This window comes from Pacificimonas aurantium, assembly GCF_020092905.1.
Lineage (GTDB): Bacteria > Pseudomonadota > Alphaproteobacteria > Sphingomonadales > Sphingomonadaceae > Pacificimonas > Pacificimonas aurantium.
This window is the reverse complement of the sequence record NZ_JAGSGB010000002.1, coordinates 1,316,842-1,333,578: the sequence shown is the minus strand read 5'-3', so window position 1 is coordinate 1,333,578 and position 16,737 is coordinate 1,316,842. Positions and strand designations below refer to the sequence as shown.

Here is a 16,737-nt window from a genome sequence, read left to right as displayed (position 1 = left end):
TGTGGAGATCAATGTCGGCGGCGCCGGCTCCTGATCCCCGCATAACGGGACCAAAATCGAAGAAGGCCGCTTCCCAAAAAGGGAGGCGGCCTTTTTCTTTGCTCGCGATGCTTGCGACGCGAAAGCGTTCGGCTTCCCAGGAGCGGCCAAACAGTGGGGCCGACAAAGAGGCGCGGGGGCGTTCTGTCGCTAGCCCGGCTCACCTTGCAAGCCTGTGGTCGTCCGGCGACGGCAACCATATGCAGCCTCGTCAGCCGCCGACATCGGGACGACGGACGCACATAAAAAAGGGCGCGGAAGCCCTAAGCTCCCGCGCCCTTTCGCAGTCTTTGCAGTGGATGCGGTTAGCCGAGTACCTTGCCGAGCTGCATCGCAACGGACATGTCGCCTTCGACTTTCAGCTTGCCCTGCATGAATGCCATCTGCGCGTTCATGTCGCCGCTGGCGATCTTCTCGAAGTCTTCCTTCGAGACTTTCACCGTGCAGTCGGTGGCAGCAGCCTCATTGTCCACGACCGCCGGCGTCTGGGTGTCGTCGATGCGGACGACGCCGTCGTCGGTGAAGTCGAACTTCACGCTCTTGTTCAGACCTGCATCCGCACCCACGCGGCTGCGCATCTGTTCGGTAATCTCTTCGAGGGTCGCCATTGGGTAATTCTCCTTCCCTAAGGTTATTGGTCCGCATCCGATGCCGGGTCGGCACCGCCTGCAGCCGCTTCGGTCGAGGCGGTCTGTTCGCTCGTACCGCGGCCAAGCATATCGATATTGGCGTCGGCCGTCGCCGGATCGTCGCTGGGGGGTACGCCGCCCGCGACGACGTCGATCGACATTGCGTCCATCGTGGAGGCGTCGAAGTCGATGCCTTCTTCCGCCAGCTCGCGGTTTACACCGCTGCCGGCAGGGTCGTTCGCCTCGTCATCGCCGCCGCCACAGGCGCCAAGAGCCAAACCGGCAAAGAGGATTGCAGAAGCCGAAAGCGCGCGAAGCGTCATAATTTCCCTATCGTTCGAACAGCCACCGTCACGGCCTAGCTGGATTGCAAAGCGCCCTCAATAGAGAGTATCCCACGGGCAGGTAGCCCGCAGATGTTCGTCGAACTCTGCCATGGTGACGGCAACTCCCAGTTCCGCAAGGCTGGTGACCGGGTAGGTCAGCCCGCATGGCACGATACCCGAGAAATGGTCGAGCTGCGGAGACACGTTCACGGACAATCCGTGCAGCGTCACCCAGCGCCGGATCCGGACCCCGATGGCCGCCACCTTCGCATCGGTGCCGTTCCGGTCGACCCAGACGCCAACGCGGCCATCGCGAAGCTCGCCGACTATGCCGACGCGGCCGAGCGCATCGATGATCCACTGTTCGAGGGTCTGCACATAGCGGCGAACGTCGCGGCCTCGTTCGCGCAGGTCGAGGGAGGGATAGACGATCCGCTGACCAGGGCCGTGATAGGTATATTCGCCGCCCCGTCCGGCTGAAAAGACGGGGAACCGGTCCGGCGCGAGGAGGTCCTGTGCCCGCGCGCTGGTCCCCGCCGTGTACAGCGGCGGATGTTCCAGGAAGAGCAGGCGTTCGCCTGCCTCACCTGCGGTAATGGCCGCAGCGCGGGCCTCCATGTCCGCAAGCGCGGCGGGATATGGCGTCAGGCCCGGCCGCACGTCCCATTCGATCATGTTGACGATCTAGGCGATCAGAGGCCGGCGACAAAGTCCCTGAGGTCGGAAAGAAACAGCTCGGGCCGCTCGAGCGAGGCGAAGTGCCCGCCCTCGGCCATATCGGTCCAGTGGACGACATTGTAACCGCGCTCGACCATCGTGCGCGGCGGGAATGCGAGCAGGTCCTCAGGGAACGCCGCGATCCCCGTCGGGACCTCGACGCGGCGACCCTCCGGAATGGAAAAGCCGCCCTCCTCGAACATGCCGCGATAGAGCCAGGTCGACGTGTGGAAGCTGCGCGTCGTCAGGTAGATCATGATGTTCGTCAGCATGTCGTCGAGCGGATAGGGCGGTTCGTCCGCCGCGCCCCGCCGGTCCGACCAGCCGTGGAACTTCTCCGACAGCCAGGCGGCGACGCCCATGGGCGAGTCCATCATCGCATAGGCAAGGCTTTGCGGTTTCGTGCCCTGAAGCTGCAGGTAGGCCGTTTCCTGAGTGCGTACGTCCTGAGCCCACGCCATCCACTTCGTTTCCGCGTCCGACCTCGGCGTCATGTCGTGCGCGCGCAGGCCGTAGCCGTTCAGGTGGAGTGCCTCGACGCGGGCGGAATCGAGGCCGACCCACCCGCCTATGACGCTGCCCCAGTCACCGCCCTGGTAGACATAGCGCTCATATCCGAGCGCGGGCATGAGCCGGTCGAAAAGAGCGGCGACCTTGCGCGGTCCAAGCGGGGCGGCGGGCTTGTCGGACCAGGCATAGCCCGGCAGCGAGGGGGCGACGACGTGGAAAGCAGGCTGCGCCGGGTCCTCCGGCTCGGCAAGCCGCTCGAAGATCGCGTTGAACTCGTAGATCGAGCCGGGCCAGCCATGCGAGATGAGGAGCGGGCGCGCATCGGTGCGGCTGCTGCGCAGATGCACGGCATGTAGCGTAAGATCGTCGTCGACGGGCACGCGGATATGCGGCAGGCGGTTGAGATCGGCGACGGCAGCGGGCCAGTCATAGCCGGTCAGCCAATGATCCCGCAGCCGCTCCAGATAGGCCCGATTGGCGCCGTAGCGCCAGCCTGCTTCATCCGGTTCTTCGAAGAAGCGGAAGTCTTCGACCCGGCGGCGGATCCAGGCGGCCTCCTCCGCCTGTTCCGGGATCGTGAAAGGCTGCGCGGCGCCGCCCATGAGTCAGGCCGCCAGGGCGAGTTTGCGGTCGAGCAGGATCGAGTCCGCCGCCTTCTCGGCGATCATGATGGTGGGCGCATTGGTGTTGCCGGAGACAAGCGTCGGCATCACCGAAGCATCGACGACACGAAGGCCGCTCACTCCCCGCACCCGCAGGTCGGTATCGAGCACGGCATCGTCGTCGGCGCCCATGCGGCAGGTGCCGACAGGATGGTAGATGGTTTCGGCCCACTCCCGGATCCGCTCGACCAGGGTCGCGCGGTCCTGTGCATCGTCGCCCGGCCAGATTTCGGTGGCGCCATATTCCCTGAAGGCAGGCTGGCGGCCGATTTCCCGGGTGATCTTCAGCCCTTCCAGAAGGACGTCGAGATCCTCCTTCGCGGACAAGTAGTTCGGATCGATCCGCGGGAAGGCGCCGGGGTCGTTCGACGACAGGCGGATCGTCCCGCGGCTTTCCGGACGCAACTGGCAGACGTGCAGGGTGAAGCCGTGCACGTCGCCCATCTTTCCGCGGCCGTGGGGGTTGCCGAGGCCGGGCAGGAGGTGAAGCTGGATATCAGGCGCGGCGAGACCTTCGCGCGTCGAAAGAAATGCCCCGGCCGGCGTCGGAATGTAGCTTCCCGTCCCCGACCGCGATGCGAGCCAGGAGGTCAGCGCCTTCACCTGGTTCACGAGCTTTGCATTCTTGTTGAGGCTGACCGGCTGGTCGACCGTCCACTGCACGAGAAGGTCGAGATGGTCCTGCAGGTTGGCGCCGACCGCGGGCTTGTCGTGAATCACGTCAAGGCCATTAGCCTTCAGATGCTCGGCCGGACCTACCCCCGAAAGCATCAGCGTCTGCGGCGAATTGATCGCGCCGCCGCACAGGATGATTTCCCGCCCGCTGACGATGTCGCTCTTACCGTCGCGCCGGATGCCGACGGCGTGCGCGGTCTTTCCCCGGAACAGCACCCGTTCGGCCTGGACGCCGGTCATGATGTCGAGATTGTCCCGGTCCTTCACCGGCTCGAGATAGGCCTTCGCCGTCGACCAGCGCTGGCCGTTGTTGGTCGTCGAATCGTAGCGGCCGACGCCCTCGAAATTGGGCCCGTTGAAATCGTCCGTCAGGTCATGCCCGGCTTCCTCCCCCGCAGCGAGAAAGGCATCGATCAGCGGGTTGTCCATGCAGCGCTTCGCCGTGTGAAGCGGCCCGCCCGAACCGTGCCAGTCGGTGGCACCGCGTTCGGAATCCTCGGACTTCTGGAAGTAGGGAAGGACATCGTCCCAGCTCCAGCCGGTGCAGCCCATCTGTGCCCAGCGGTCGTAGTCCGACGAGTGGCCGCGGATATAGACCATGCCGTTGATCGAAGAGGATCCGCCGAGGACGCGGCCGCGGGGCCAGTAGAGGCGGCGACCATTGAGATGTTTCTGCGGCTCCGTCCAATAGCCCCAGTTTTCCTTCGCGATCTTCTCGGGACTGACGAGCTTTGCGATGCCGGCCGGGAAATGGACGAACATGCTGTTGTCCTTTCCGCCCGCCTCCAGCAGCAGCACGCGCACCGAGGGATCGGCGGACAAGCGATTGGCAAGAACGCAGCCTGCCGAGCCGGCACCTACGACGACGTAATCATATTCGGTCATGAACGGGACCCTCCCTTGAGGTCTGTTACACCCTCGATACTGGCCCGCTACGGACGGGAAAACTGTCAGTTTGCGGCGGCGCGGGGGTTCCTATCCGGCAGCGTTTGCGATGGCTGCGGCCGCGCGCTCCTCTCTCGTCGCCTCGGCTAGCGGCAGCCGCTTGTAGAGGAGGAAGAGGCAGATGAGCGTGACCGGCACCATGACCAGCAGGCTGAGAATGCCGGTCGTGAGATCGCCGGTCTTGGCCGAGACCTCGCCCGCAAACCACGGACCCAGACCAAGCCCGATCAGCGTAGTGCCGATGAAATAGGTCGCCGTCGCCGCGCCGCGCATGCGGGGAAGGACGAGGTCCTGACTGGTAGCCGCGGCGACCCCCACCCATGTCGATGCCACGACCTGTGCCGGGAAGTTCAGGATGTAGAAGAGGAGCAGGCTGTCGGTGGTGAACATGATCAGGACGAATGGCACCATCGCCGATATGGCACCGATGCCGACAAGGATGCGACCGGCCGGATTTCGGCGCTTGAGGAAGTCGGAGATACGCCCGCCGAGGACGACGCCGAGGAAGCCGCCCGCTGCGGCCGGACCGCCGAGGATGAGGCCGACCGCGGCCGGGTCCGCGCCCTCGAACGTGCGCAGGACGTAGGGCGCCGCCCAGAAGCTGACGGCATAGGTGTTGAAGGCGATGGTGCCGAAGCCGACCAGCATGAGTAGAAAGCTCGGCGTGCCCCAGATGAGCGCATAGGTCGCCGGATCGCGTCGCTTGACTGACTGCGACCAGGAGAAGACGGCATAGGCACCCAAGCCGAGTGCGAGAAACTGAAGCGTCGCGCCGGTCGCGGCAATGATCCCCCACACCGCGGCTGCAATGACGAGCGCGCCGACGACATTGACTATGAGCGACTTCGTTCCCCCGCGCGCCGCGTCGAACAGGGTGAGGGGCGGAATGACACTGGAGAGTTCGTCGAAGAACTTGCGCCATTTGTCGTCGGTGGGAGGTTCAACGATTCCCTCGGACATGCCGCGCAGCGGCTCACGCAGCGTGGCGACCCAGATCGCCACGAGAATACCGGGAATGCCCACCGCCAGAAATGCGGCCTGCCAACCGACGATATTGAACATGAGGATATCGAGCCCGCCGGGGTAGGCGGCGTTCCAATTGCCAGCAACGGCACCGCCGATGAACAGCGAGATGCCGCCGCCGAGGTACAGGCCCCCGGAATAGATGGCGAGCGCCGTGGCGCGGCTTTCCTTAGGGAAATAGTCGGATAGCATCGAGAAGGCGCAGGGAGAGGCAGCAGCCTCCCCCACCCCGACACCGATGCGCGCGCCGGCGATCTGAGCAAAGTTCTGCGACAGTCCCGAAAGGGCCGTCATCGTCGACCAGACGAACAGGCCTATGGCCATCAGCGACTTGCGGACCCACATGTCGGCAAGCCTGCCGAGCGGGATGCCGAACAGCGCATAAAATACGGCAAAAGCGGTGCCGTACAGAAACCCCATCTGGCCATCATCGATACCGAGGTCGGCCTTAATATCTTCTGCGAGGATCGACAGGATCTGCCTGTCGATGAAATTAAGCATGTAGACGAGGACGAGAACGCCCAGAACGTACCACGCGTAAGGGCTGCCGACATCTTTCGCGCGGTCTTCCGGTACGACCGCTGCGGTCTCGTCACTCATACTCTATTCCTTCCCCAAGGAGCCGGTTTTGCGGCGAATCCGCAGAAGCGCTAGCAGCCGAGTTTTCGTAAGGAAAGCGCCGCTGCCATGGAAAATCCGCGTGTCCTCTTCGTATGTCTCGGCAATATCTGTCGTTCACCTCTGGCCGAAGGCCTGTTTCGCAAGCGCGCCTCGGAGGCGGGGCTGACGGTTGCGGCGGACAGCGCGGGCACGGGCGACTGGCATGTCGGCGAGCCGCCCCAACAGCAGTCGCAGGATGTTGCGCGGGTCGCCGGGTTCGACATTTCGGATATTCGCGCACGGCGGGTCTCGCCGGAGGATTTCACGCGTTTCACGCATATCGTCGCCATGGACGAGATGAACGAGCGCGACCTGGCGTCCGTTCGGCTTCAGGACGGCGGTACGGCGGAGGTCGCCAGGCTGCTGAGCTATTCCGCTCTGCCGGAAAAGAACGTCCTGGATCCCTATGGCATGAGCGACGACGCGTTCCAGAAAGCCTATGCGCAGATCGAGAGCGGCGTTGAGGGCCTGCTCGCCCGTCTGCGGCAGGCGCATTAGACAGATCAGGCCACCCATTCCTCGGCGTTTCGGGGCGGCCTGAAACCGGGTGGATCGTCGAACTCGAACAGAGAGCCCTGAGCGAACTCGTAGCGTTCGACGATCGAGTAAACGGCGCCGTCGGCGGTCAGCTGACTTTCGAACAGGCAGAAGTCGGTCACCATGAAGGGCGGAATGCGAAAGCCGCCATGGCGCGACATGAAATGGTCCAGCGTACCCGCCCCTCGGGAAAAGCGCGCGAGGGTCATGTGCGGCAGATAGGACCGCGTGTCCGGACGAATCTTCAGTCCCTCCAGCGCGCGGCTGACCTTCTTGTGCAGATAGCGGATGTCGTCGGCGGGGCGTACTCCCAGCCAGAGACTCTCGGTCCGCCCCTTGCGGTCGAACTGGCCGATATCCTCAAAACCCATCGCCACCGGCCGGGCCTCGACGAACGAAAGGCATTCGGCGATGTCGTTCGCTTCCCGCGGAGAGCGTTCGCCGAGAAAACGGAGCGTGATGTGGAGCTGCTCCTCGGACTGCCAGCGCGCGCCGATGATGCCGCCCATGATCTCCATGACGGCGTCCTTTACCTCGAAGGGCGGATCGATGCCGACGAAGAGACGATGCATGGCGGCTCCCTAAGCAGATTCAAAGCGCTACGGGTGTGCTTGTCCCGGATCAAGGGGCTTCGTCGAGAGCGCGCCTGACCGCAGGGAGGATGCCGGATACAATTCGTCGCACGCCCTCCGCATTGGGGTGCAGGCCATCCTCCAGAAGAAGGTGCGGCCGGAACGCCGCTTCGCGCATGAAAAACGGGTAGAGGGGGACATCATGGCGCTTTGCCAGAAAGGGATAGACGGCGTTGAAATAACGCGCTTCGTCCTCTCCTACCTGCGATGGTGCCAGCATTCCGGCAAGCAGGACCTCGATATCCCTGGCGGCGAGCTCTTCCAGGATAGCGTTTAGGTTCCGCAGGGTTTCGCGCGGCGAGAGAGAGCGGAGCATGTCGTTCGCGCCAAGCTCGAGAATGACGAGATCGGGCTTTCGGTCCAGACGGTTCAAGGTCCAGTCCAGACGTTCGAGGCCGCGCGCGCTGGTATCGCCCGACACACCCGCATTGATGACGTTCGCGGGAATACCCTCAGCCCTGAGCGCCGTTTCGAGTTGCGGAGCGAAACCGTCGGACTGCCTTAGCTGGTAGCCAGCCGTCAGACTGTCCCCGAAGGCGAGGATCGTTCGCTGCTGTGCGCTTGCCGGCAACGAAACTGCGCTGCTGACAGCCCAGATCGCCGCATAGACAAGAAGAGCCAGCGCTCGGTAGGCAAGGGGTTTGGGTAGCAACACGGCAGACCTCGACAATGACTTCATCTGAAGAACATCTAGTGATCGATGCGGAAGGCGTCATCCTGACCCTGCCCGGTGCGTCCGGACCCGTTGAGATCCTGAAAGATGTGGATGTGAAAGTGCCGCGCGGCGACACGGTTGCCGTTCTCGGCCCGTCCGGGTCGGGCAAGTCCTCGCTGCTTGCCGTACTCAGCGGCCTTGAGCGGGCCACCGCCGGGCGCATCCTCATTTCGGGCACCGACTTCGGCCGGATGTCCGAAGACCAGTTGGCCGAAGCGCGCAGAGGACGCATCGGCATCGTGCTGCAGGCTTTCCACCTGCTGCCTACCATGACCGCCCTAGAAAATGTTGCCGTCCCGCTGGAACTGGCGGGGGCGGCGGACGCCTTCGAGCAGGCCGAGGCAGAGCTGACCGCGGTCGGGCTGGAGCATCGGCTCACTCACTATCCATCGCAATTGTCGGGCGGCGAACAGCAGAGGGTCGCAATCGCGCGCGCAACCGCCCCGCGTCCCGCCATTCTGTTTGCCGACGAGCCAACCGGCAATCTGGACTTCGCGACGGGACAGGACATCATCGGTCTGCTGTTCGAGCGGCGCTCTGCCCAGGGCGCGACCCTTTTTCTCGTGACGCATGACCCGGAAGTCGCTGCGCGCTGCGACCGCGTCATAGAGATGCGTAGCGGGCGGATCGAAGCCGACAGGAAGGCCGTGGCGGCGTGACCCTGCCCTGGCGGCTCGCCCTTCGCGACCTGCGCGGCGGCCTTGGCGGACTGCGCCTCCTCATCGCCTGTCTGTTCCTCGGCGTGGGCGCCATTGCCGGGGTCGGCAGCCTGAGCGCTTCGATCCTGACCGCGCTTGCCGCGCAGGGGCAGGACATTTTGGGCGGCGACGTCGCGGTGGAGATGTCGCAGCGACGCGCCTCACCCGAGGAGCGGGCTGCGTTCGAGGCGCTTGGAGATGTGAGCGAACTCGTCCTGATGCGGGCCAATGTGGCGACCGCAGATAATTCCGAAACGATCATTGCCGAGCTGAAAGCGGTCGATACGGCCTATCCCCTCTACGGTCAGTTCCGCCTGCGGGGGGGAGGCGACCTTCAGAACGCGCTGGAGGACGGGCTGCTTCTCGGAACGGGCGCGGCAGAGCGGCTTGGCGTACGCATCGGCGACCGTCTGCGCGTCGGCGAGGCCCGGCTGCCGCTGACCGGCATCATAGAAAACGAGCCCGACAAGGTTGCCGAGGGGTTCGTGATCGGACCGACGGTGATGATCGGGCTCGGCGACTTCGCCCGGACCGGCCTGGAGCGGGCCGGCAGCCTTTACGAGGTCCAGTATCGCATCCGTGCGGCCGGCGACCTCGACCTGGAAGAGGTCGAAGAGGATCTGCTCGAGCGGTTTCCCGACGGCGGTCTGGACGTCGACACACGCGACAACGCTGCCCCCGGGGCCCGGCGGTTCATCCTCAATGTCGGTCAGTTTCTCACGCTGGTCGGACTGACGGCGTTGATCGTGGCGGGCGTCGGCGTGGGAAGCGGTGTCAGTTCGTACCTGCGCAGCAAGACCCGGTCGATCGCCTCCCTAAAGAGCATCGGCGCCGGGTCGAAACTGATCTTCAGGACCTACATGATCCAGATCGGCCTCGTGACCTTCGGGGCCGTGCTTGCCGGCGCGGTCGTCGGCGCGCTGGTGCCGTCCGCCGTGAGTTTGGTGGCCGGGGAGGTTCTGCCAGTGCCGCCTGCGGGCGGGATTTATCCGCTGCCTTTGCTAACGGCCATTCTCTATGGCTTTCTGACTGCCTTCGCGTTTGCGGTCTGGCCGCTTCTTCAGGCCCGCGACATTCCTGCGGCTCGCCTGTTCCGTGCGGGCGTCGAGACGGCCGGGAGGCCGCCGGCCTCCGTACTCGGCCTGATGTTCGCGGCAGGCCTTCTGGTGGCTGTGCTCGCGGTCGTGCAGGCGCGGCAGCCGCTGTTCGCGGCCGGCTTCCTGGCCGCCGCCATGGCAACTCTCCTCCTTCTCGGTCTGATCGCCGGCTTGATTGTCGCGGCCGCACGGGCGCTGCCGCGGCCCCGGCATCCGCTTTTCCGACTGGCCATCGCCAATCTCACCCGTCCCGGAGGAATGACCCGGCAACTGACGGTCTCCCTTGGGCTGGGGCTGACCCTGTTTGCTGTCCTCGGCGTCATCGAAACGAACCTGTCGGGTCAGATCGAGCGCACGATCCCCGAAGAGGCGCCGACGCATTTCCTGCTCGACATTCCGGCCGAAGGTGAGACGGAATTCCGCGACATGGTGTCCGAGGCCGGCGGGGCGGGGACCGACATTCGGACCGTTCCCAGCCTGCGCGGCGCCATTACGGCCGTCGATGGAAAGCTCGTATCAGAGATGGAAGAGATTCCCGAAGGCGCCTGGATCCTGCGCGGTGACCGGGGCCTGACCTTCGCATCCGAGATTCCGGAGGGGAACCGTATTGTTTCGGGCGAATGGTGGCCCGCGGACTATGACGGGCCACAGCTGCTGTCGATGGACGCAGAAGTTGCGCGGACGCTTGGCCTGGAAGTCGGCGATACGCTGACGGTCAATATCTTCGGCTTTCCCCTGACGGCGGAAATCGCGAATCTGAGAGAAATCGACTGGGCGACGATGGGGTTCAACTTCGGCCTGGTCTATTCGCCGGGCGAGATCGAAGAGGCGCCCTATAGTCTGATGGCTACGATACGTGTGCCCGACGAGGGCGACCGGTTGCTGACCCGCCGTGTCGGCGACAGCTTCCCCAGCAGTTCGATCATCCGCGTTTCCGACGTGCTCGACAGTGCCGAAACGGTGCTCGGCCAGTTGTCCGCCGCGATTCGTGCGGCCTCCGCCGTTGCCATCCTGGCGGGCATCGCCGTTCTGGTCGGCGCGATCGCCGCGGCCCGGCGCGCGCGGACCTACGATGCGGTCATGCTGAAGGTGCTTGGCGCAACCCGCCCGCAGATCCTTCTCGCCTTCCTGATCGAGTTCGCCATCCTGAGTGCTGTCGTGGCAGGTCTCGCCCTCGCGCTGGGGGCGGCCGGGGGCTGGTTCGTGATCACGCAGGTTTTCGATCTGGAATGGCTGCCTGACTGGGGTCCCGTGGTTGCTGTCGTCCTAGCGGGCGCATCGGCGATTTCCCTCCTCAGTCTGGTCGGCAACTGGTCCGCTCTTCGTGCCCGTCCAGCCCAAGCCTTGCGGGCGCTTTAGCCGCGCCTGCCTGGCGTCCGGTTTCGCTTGAATTCCGAGGGCTCTGCACCCAAATTACGGAAGTTATCGGCCGGCCAAGATTTTCCCGGCCAGATTGGGAGAGAGATTGAACATGGATAATCGCACCGATCCGCGCTTCGCGCCGCGCGCTCAGACGCGGGCGGGGGCCGTGCCGAAGGCGGGTACGCGCTTCGATGCGGGCCTGCGCAAATATATGCTCAGCGTCTATAACTACATGGCGTCTGGCGTGCTTCTGACGGGCGTCGTTGCCCTCCTGACCTATTCGTCCGGCCTGGTGTACAGCTTCTTTACGCCGACCGGTCCGTCGCTTCTCGGCTGGATCGTCATGTTCTCGCCGCTGGCCTTCGTGCTGGCGCTGAGCTTCGGCATCAACCGCATGTCGACCGGCGCGGTGCAGGCCACTTTCTGGGGCTTTGCGACCATCATGGGCCTCAGCATGTCGACGATCTTCATCGGCTTTACGGGCGCGTCGATCGCACAGGTCTTCTTCGCCACCGCCGCGGCCTTTGCCGGCCTCAGCCTGTGGGGGTACACGACGAAGAAGGATCTGTCCGGCATGGGCACGTTCCTGATCATGGGCCTGATCGGCCTGATCGTCGCCAGCGTGATCAACATCTTCCTGCAGTCGGGCGCGATGCAGTTCGTCATTTCGATCGTGGGCGTGCTGATCTTCGCCGGCCTGACCGCCTATGACACGCAGAAGATCAAGAACATGTACTTCCAGGTGGCCGGAACGGACTTTGCCGGCAAGGCGGTCGTGATGGGCGCCCTGTCGCTCTACCTCGACTTCATCAACATGTTCATGTTCCTGCTGCAGCTGTTCGGCAATCGCGAATAGGCTGCGCGTCAGGTTGAAAATGCGAAAGGCCCGGCGGGAATGTCCCGCCGGGCCTTTTTTGATGTCCAGTCGACTTAGGCCCCGTAAGCGGGCGAAGGGCGGCGCGGCGGGCTAAAGCTCCAGTTGCTGCAGCAGGCGTTCGCGGTCTTCCTCGCTCAGCTGGCTGCCATCGCTTTCGAGTTCGCTGCGGATTTCCTCACGCGCTTCCTCAAGGGCCTCCATGGCCTCCTCAAAGGCTTCGTCGAACTCTTCTCGTTCTGCATCGGTGAGACCGTCGGCTTCGAGCCTGGTCTGAACCGAGCGTTCTTCTCGCATGCGGTCGGCCACCGCCTCGGCCCGATCGCTGCCCACGATGCGCTCAACGATCTGCTCGACCTCTTCGATATCGGAATCGGTGATTTCGCGGGCGACCACCTCATCGTCATCGCCGATGCTGATATTGAACCCTTCGTCGTCGTCGAAGGCGTTCCAGGCGAGGCTGGCGATCAGGACGCCGCCAACGACCGCGCCGACGCGGCCCCATTTTACATTTCCGTTCCTGGCTGGCTCCGGCACAGCGATCCGTATCCTCTCTCAGTCTCGGCCCGCACGGACGGCGGATCCCCTAGTCCTCGAGAGCGGCTCTTAAGCTTTCGCCGACCGAACGAACAGCACGTTTCGCAATTTCGACGCCGAGGGCTTCCATGCGCGCCTCAAGCGCCTCGCTATCGCCGAAGCCGCTCTCCTGGATATCGGAAATCTCCCGCATCTCCTCGGCGATCTCGTCGATCGAGGCGAATTCTTGGGGAGACAGAGACTGATGCGGACTTTGGGCCTTCGCACCGCCGACCGGCACAGCCTCCCCGTCCTCGCCCGAATGGACGTAAAAGCCGTCCCGCCCCGCGTGGAGGTGAAGGCCGTCGAGATCGTCAGCAGTGAGGGCGGGCTCCGGGGCGTGCCCGGTCAGACCGGTCTGCGTCCAGGCGAGCAGCGCAAAAGCGCCAAGGATGGCAGCCGTCCGGTCCCATCTGACCCTACCGTCGCGTGGCGAACGCAAAGGGCGGGCGCGGGACCCGTCGTCACGCATCGACCTTGTCTCCGCCCTCGTCGCGGTCGTTCGACACCGGCTCGGCGCTCTTCGCGGGCTTCTTCGGCTTCTTGGCGGGCTTGCCCTTGGGAGGCGCGGCTGTGATCTCGAAGGATGGCTTCCCGTCCTTCATTCTCACGACTACCTCGCCGCCATGCATCAGGCGGCCGAAGAGAAGCTCTTCTGCCAGCGGCTGCTTGATCTGACCCTGAATGAGCCGCGCCATCGGCCGCGCTCCGTAGAGCCGGTCATAGCCGCGTTCGGCAAGCCAGGCTTTCGCGTCTTCGTCCAGGCTGATGTGAACATTGCGGTCGGCGAGCTGCAGTTCGAGCTCGAGAACGAACTTCTCCGCAACCATGGCGACAACCTCGGGGGGGAGGTAACCGAACGGCACCACGGCATCGAGGCGGTTGCGGAATTCGGGTGAGAACATCCGCTTGATGGCCTCTTCATCCTCGCCTGCCTTCGACACGGCACCGAATCCGATTGCCTCCTTCGCCATTTCGGCGGCGCCCGCATTGGTGGTCATGATGAGGATGACATTACGGAAGTCGACCGTCTTTCCGTGATGGTCGGTCAGCTTGCCGGCATCCATGACCTGCAGAAGGATGTTGAACAGGTCCGGATGCGCCTTTTCGATCTCGTCGAGCAGAAGGACGCAATGCGGGCTCTGGTCGACAGCATCGGTCAGCTGTCCGCCCTGATCATAGCCGACATAGCCCGGAGGCGCGCCGATCAGACGGCTGACGGAATGGCGCTCCATATATTCGGACATGTCGAACCGGTGGAGCGGGATGCCGAGAACAGAGGCGAGCTGCCGCGCCACCTCCGTCTTGCCGACGCCCGTCGGGCCGGAGAACAGATAATTGCCGATCGGCTTGTTCGGCTCCCGAAGGCCTGCACGCGACAGTTTGATCGCCGAAGACAGCGTTTCGATCGCCGGGTCCTGGCCGAACACGACGCGCTTCAGATCCTGCTCTAGCGTGGCAAGCGCCATCTTGTCGTCGGAGGACACCGACTTCGGCGGAATGCGGGCCATCGTCGAAATGACCGATTCCACCTCCTTCACGCCCATCGTCTTCTTGCGCTTCGACTTCGCAAGGAGGTTCTGGCTTGCGCCCACCTCGTCCATTACGTCGATCGCCTTGTCCGGCAGCTTCCGGTCGTTGATGTACCGTGCGGACAGTTCCACGGCTGCCTTCACTGCGTCGTTGGTGTAGCGAACGTCGTGGTGCTTTTCGAAATAGGGCTTCAGGCCCTGCATGATCTTGATGGCGTCCTCGAGCGTCGGCTCGGCCACATCGATCTTCTGGAACCGGCGCAAAAGCGCGCGGTCCTTTTCGAAATGGTTGCGGAATTCCTTGTAGGTCGTCGACCCGATGCAGCGGATCGCGCCCGAGGACAGCGCCGGTTTCAGGAGGTTGGAGGCGTCCATGGCCCCGCCGGAGGTCGCGCCGGCACCGATCACCGTATGGATCTCGTCGATGAACAGGATCGCATCGGGAAGCTTCTCAAGCTCGGAAACCACGCCCTTCAGCCGCTCCTCAAAGTCACCCCGGTAGCGGGTGCCCGCCAGCAGCGACCCCATGTCGAGCGCATAGATGACTGCGTCTTTCAGGACATCGGGAACATCTTCCTCGGTAATCCGGCGGGCAAGCCCCTCGGCGATGGCGGTTTTTCCGACGCCGGGATCGCCCACGTAGAGCGGATTGTTCTTCGACCTGCGGCACAGAATCTGAATGGTGCGGTCGACTTCCTTCTGCCGACCGATCAGCGGATCGATCTTCCCGGCGGCGGCCTTTGCGTTGAGGTCTACCGTGAACTGCTCGAGCGGGGATTCGCCTGGCTTCTTCCCCTTCTTCGCAGCCGCTTCCTGATCATCCTCGCTTTCCGCGCCGCGCGCCGTACGCGCTTCGCTGGGACCGGACTTCGCGATCCCGTGACTGAGATAGGACACCGCATCGAGACGTGTCATGTCCTGCTGCTGCAGGAAGTAGACCGCGTGGCTTTCCTGTTCGGAAAAGAGGGCAACGAGGACATTGGCGCCTGTCACCTCGTCTCGTCCGGACGATTGAACGTGAAGGATGGCGCGCTGCACTACCCGCTGAAACCCTGCCGTCGGATTCGGATCGACCGCATCCGCCGTACGCAGCGGCTCAAGCTCGGTATCGAGATAGTCGGTAAGCTGTCCGCCAAGCTGATCGGAATCGACGCCACAGGCGCGGATTACCGCCGCGGCATGGCTGTCGCCGAGCAGCGCGAACAAGAGATGCTCGAGCGTGGCATATTCGTGGCTGCGCCGCGACGCCTCCGCGAGTGCGTTGTGAAGGGTGTTTTCGAGTTCTCGTGAGAATGCCGGCATTAGGGCTCCCTTGGCCAGGAACCGGCCGCATACCGGCCCCGCGTCAGAACAAGATTTGCATGGTGGCCGGGAAGATCAAGCCCGCAGCGACGAACTGCGGCGATTCACGCGATAAGGTCGGGATTGATTATATCGCGAAGGCGCTCGATCTCGTCCTTCATGCGCAGCTTTTTACGTTTCAGACGGGCGATCTGTAGCTGGTCGGCGGCGGACTGAGCGGAAAGCGCACCGATAGCGGCATCGAGGTCCGCATGTTCGATCAGAAGTCCCTGAAGGCGAATCCGCGCCTCTCCTTCGTCCATCGTCGCCTCTGCTCCCCACCCTGCGGAATCTACTCAACGAAAAATTCGAGTCGGAGTGCTGACACGACTCGCAAGATTTGTTCTGATCGGTGCCCCAAAACGCCCCAATCAGGAGGTTCGACATCATGGGACAGGCCTACACCGAAGCGCTTAACAAGAAGCACGCCCGGCTGGAAAGCGAGATCGCGGCGGAAGAGCTGCGGCCCCACCCGGATGACGCCTTGATCCACAAATTGAAGCGCGAGAAACTGAAGCTGAAGGACGCGCTGAACGCCGCCTAATCGGGCGGGGCCGAGCCGCTTCCGACACCGGCTTCCTGCATGATCCGGGCTGCCCGCAGCTTGCGCTGGAGGTCAGCTTCCCATGGCGCGCCGGGCGGCGTCCGGGCCGCGAGGTCGCTCCAGGCCTCGATAGCGTTCGCAGGCTCGCCGGATTGCAGATGGGCGAGGCCAAGAAAGTAAAGCGGCGCGGGATGGGTCGGATCGATCTCCGAAGCGCGGCCGAGCGCCAACTGCGCGGCCGGCGTGATCAGTCCGCCCGCATGCGCGATGAGAGTCGTGCCGAGCTGCACCTGCAGATCGGCGTTGGGTCCCAAGGTGCGGCTGGCGAAGTTTAGGCCTTCAACCGCTTCTTCGCTGCGTCCCGCTCGCACGAGTGCGGAGGAAAACTCGCCCCACAACCGCGTGTCGGTCGGCGCTTCGAGCAGCTGTGCCCGAAGCTGTACCACTTCCGCACCGGTCTGCTCCTGGCCTTCGAGCCCGGTGTCCGCCGGCGCGCTGCCGAGAAGCGGCTTCCCACTGAAGCCGTAGGCGAGGGCGGCGACGGCAAGGGTCACAAGCGTCCACGGCCACGCCGATCGCCGCGCGAGGAGAAGAGCGGCAATGGCAACCGCGATGATGGCAAAGCCCGCCCAGATCATGAGGC

Annotated in this window: 18 protein-coding genes; 5 read left to right on the top strand and 13 right to left on the bottom strand. The window is 64.0% G+C overall.

Annotated elements, in window-relative coordinates; genetic code table 11:
• Positions 1 to 344: 344 nt before the first annotated feature.
• From KCN53_RS13155 to KCN53_RS13130, 6 genes are all read right to left on the bottom strand, one after another.
• A complete protein-coding gene (locus tag KCN53_RS13155) occupies positions 345 to 647 on the bottom strand; it encodes an SCP2 sterol-binding domain-containing protein (protein WP_088712030.1) in 303 nt (100 codons plus the stop codon).
• Between the two features lie 23 nt (positions 648 to 670).
• On the bottom strand, positions 671 to 991 hold the full coding sequence (locus KCN53_RS13150; RefSeq protein ID WP_088712031.1) for a hypothetical protein: 321 nt from the start codon (positions 989 to 991) through the stop codon (positions 671 to 673).
• Between the two features lie 57 nt (positions 992 to 1,048).
• A complete protein-coding gene (lipB, locus tag KCN53_RS13145) occupies positions 1,049 to 1,669 on the bottom strand; it encodes a lipoyl(octanoyl) transferase LipB (protein WP_088712032.1) in 621 nt (206 codons plus the stop codon).
• Between the two features lie 17 nt (positions 1,670 to 1,686).
• On the bottom strand, positions 1,687 to 2,823 hold the full coding sequence (locus KCN53_RS13140) for an epoxide hydrolase family protein (protein WP_088712033.1): 1,137 nt from the start codon (positions 2,821 to 2,823) through the stop codon (positions 1,687 to 1,689).
• 3 nt (positions 2,824 to 2,826) lie between these two features.
• Positions 2,827 to 4,443, bottom strand: coding sequence for a GMC family oxidoreductase (locus KCN53_RS13135; protein ID WP_088712034.1), 1,617 nt, complete (start codon positions 4,441 to 4,443; stop codon positions 2,827 to 2,829).
• Positions 4,444 to 4,533: 90 nt separating this feature from the next.
• A complete protein-coding gene (locus KCN53_RS13130) occupies positions 4,534 to 6,126 on the bottom strand; it encodes a spinster family MFS transporter (protein ID WP_088712035.1) in 1,593 nt (530 codons plus the stop codon).
• Between the two features lie 87 nt (positions 6,127 to 6,213).
• On the opposite strand from KCN53_RS13130, the gene KCN53_RS13125 reads away from it, so the two are divergent.
• Positions 6,214 to 6,684 (top strand): low molecular weight protein-tyrosine-phosphatase, encoded by a 471-nt coding sequence (locus KCN53_RS13125; protein WP_088712036.1) that lies wholly within the window; start codon positions 6,214 to 6,216, stop codon positions 6,682 to 6,684.
• A 5-nt stretch (positions 6,685 to 6,689) separates the two neighbouring features.
• Here the strand turns inward: KCN53_RS13125 and thpR are convergent, their stop codons facing one another.
• Both thpR and KCN53_RS13115 read right to left on the bottom strand, forming a co-directional pair.
• Positions 6,690 to 7,295 (bottom strand): RNA 2',3'-cyclic phosphodiesterase, encoded by a 606-nt coding sequence (thpR, locus tag KCN53_RS13120; protein ID WP_088712037.1) that lies wholly within the window; start codon positions 7,293 to 7,295, stop codon positions 6,690 to 6,692.
• A 49-nt stretch (positions 7,296 to 7,344) separates the two neighbouring features.
• Complete coding sequence (locus tag KCN53_RS13115; protein ID WP_088712038.1) at positions 7,345 to 8,034, bottom strand: arylesterase; 690 nt, start codon at positions 8,032 to 8,034, stop codon at positions 7,345 to 7,347.
• Here KCN53_RS13115 and KCN53_RS13110 point away from each other — a divergent pair.
• The 3 genes from KCN53_RS13110 to KCN53_RS13100 all read left to right on the top strand — a co-directional run bounded on the left by KCN53_RS13110 (position 8,025) and on the right by KCN53_RS13100 (position 12,083).
• Complete coding sequence (locus KCN53_RS13110; protein WP_088712039.1) at positions 8,025 to 8,729, top strand: ABC transporter ATP-binding protein; 705 nt, start codon at positions 8,025 to 8,027, stop codon at positions 8,727 to 8,729. The two genes, KCN53_RS13115 and KCN53_RS13110, sit on opposite strands and share 10 nt — an antisense overlap.
• Positions 8,726 to 11,224 (top strand): ABC transporter permease, encoded by a 2,499-nt coding sequence (locus tag KCN53_RS13105; protein WP_088712040.1) that lies wholly within the window; start codon positions 8,726 to 8,728, stop codon positions 11,222 to 11,224. Before KCN53_RS13110 ends, KCN53_RS13105 begins: the two co-directional genes overlap by 4 nt.
• A gap of 112 nt (positions 11,225 to 11,336) precedes the next feature.
• Positions 11,337 to 12,083, top strand: coding sequence for a Bax inhibitor-1/YccA family protein (locus tag KCN53_RS13100; RefSeq protein ID WP_088712041.1), 747 nt, complete (start codon positions 11,337 to 11,339; stop codon positions 12,081 to 12,083).
• Between the two features lie 111 nt (positions 12,084 to 12,194).
• Here the strand turns inward: KCN53_RS13100 and KCN53_RS13095 are convergent, their stop codons facing one another.
• The 4 genes from KCN53_RS13095 to KCN53_RS13080 all read right to left on the bottom strand — a co-directional run bounded on the left by KCN53_RS13095 (position 12,195) and on the right by KCN53_RS13080 (position 15,813).
• Complete coding sequence (locus KCN53_RS13095; protein WP_088712042.1) at positions 12,195 to 12,638, bottom strand: hypothetical protein; 444 nt, start codon at positions 12,636 to 12,638, stop codon at positions 12,195 to 12,197.
• A gap of 49 nt (positions 12,639 to 12,687) precedes the next feature.
• Positions 12,688 to 13,149: a hypothetical protein gene (locus tag KCN53_RS13090; protein ID WP_088712043.1), complete on the bottom strand. Its 462-nt coding sequence runs from the start codon at positions 13,147 to 13,149 to the stop codon at positions 12,688 to 12,690.
• Positions 13,142 to 15,511, bottom strand: coding sequence for an ATP-dependent Clp protease ATP-binding subunit ClpA (gene clpA / locus KCN53_RS13085; protein ID WP_088712044.1), 2,370 nt, complete (start codon positions 15,509 to 15,511; stop codon positions 13,142 to 13,144). The genes KCN53_RS13090 and clpA overlap by 8 nt, the downstream gene beginning before the upstream one ends.
• Before the next feature lie 104 nt (positions 15,512 to 15,615).
• Positions 15,616 to 15,813: a YdcH family protein gene (locus KCN53_RS13080; RefSeq protein ID WP_088712045.1), complete on the bottom strand. Its 198-nt coding sequence runs from the start codon at positions 15,811 to 15,813 to the stop codon at positions 15,616 to 15,618.
• A 125-nt stretch (positions 15,814 to 15,938) separates the two neighbouring features.
• Here KCN53_RS13080 and KCN53_RS13075 point away from each other — a divergent pair, with 125 nt between their 5' ends.
• A complete protein-coding gene (locus KCN53_RS13075) occupies positions 15,939 to 16,094 on the top strand; it encodes a DUF465 domain-containing protein (protein ID WP_088712046.1) in 156 nt (51 codons plus the stop codon).
• Here KCN53_RS13075 and KCN53_RS13070 read toward each other — a convergent pair.
• Positions 16,091 to 16,732, bottom strand: coding sequence for a tetratricopeptide repeat protein (locus KCN53_RS13070; RefSeq protein WP_088712047.1), 642 nt, complete (start codon positions 16,730 to 16,732; stop codon positions 16,091 to 16,093). The genes KCN53_RS13075 and KCN53_RS13070 overlap by 4 nt on opposite strands.
• Positions 16,733 to 16,737 lie beyond the last annotated feature (5 nt).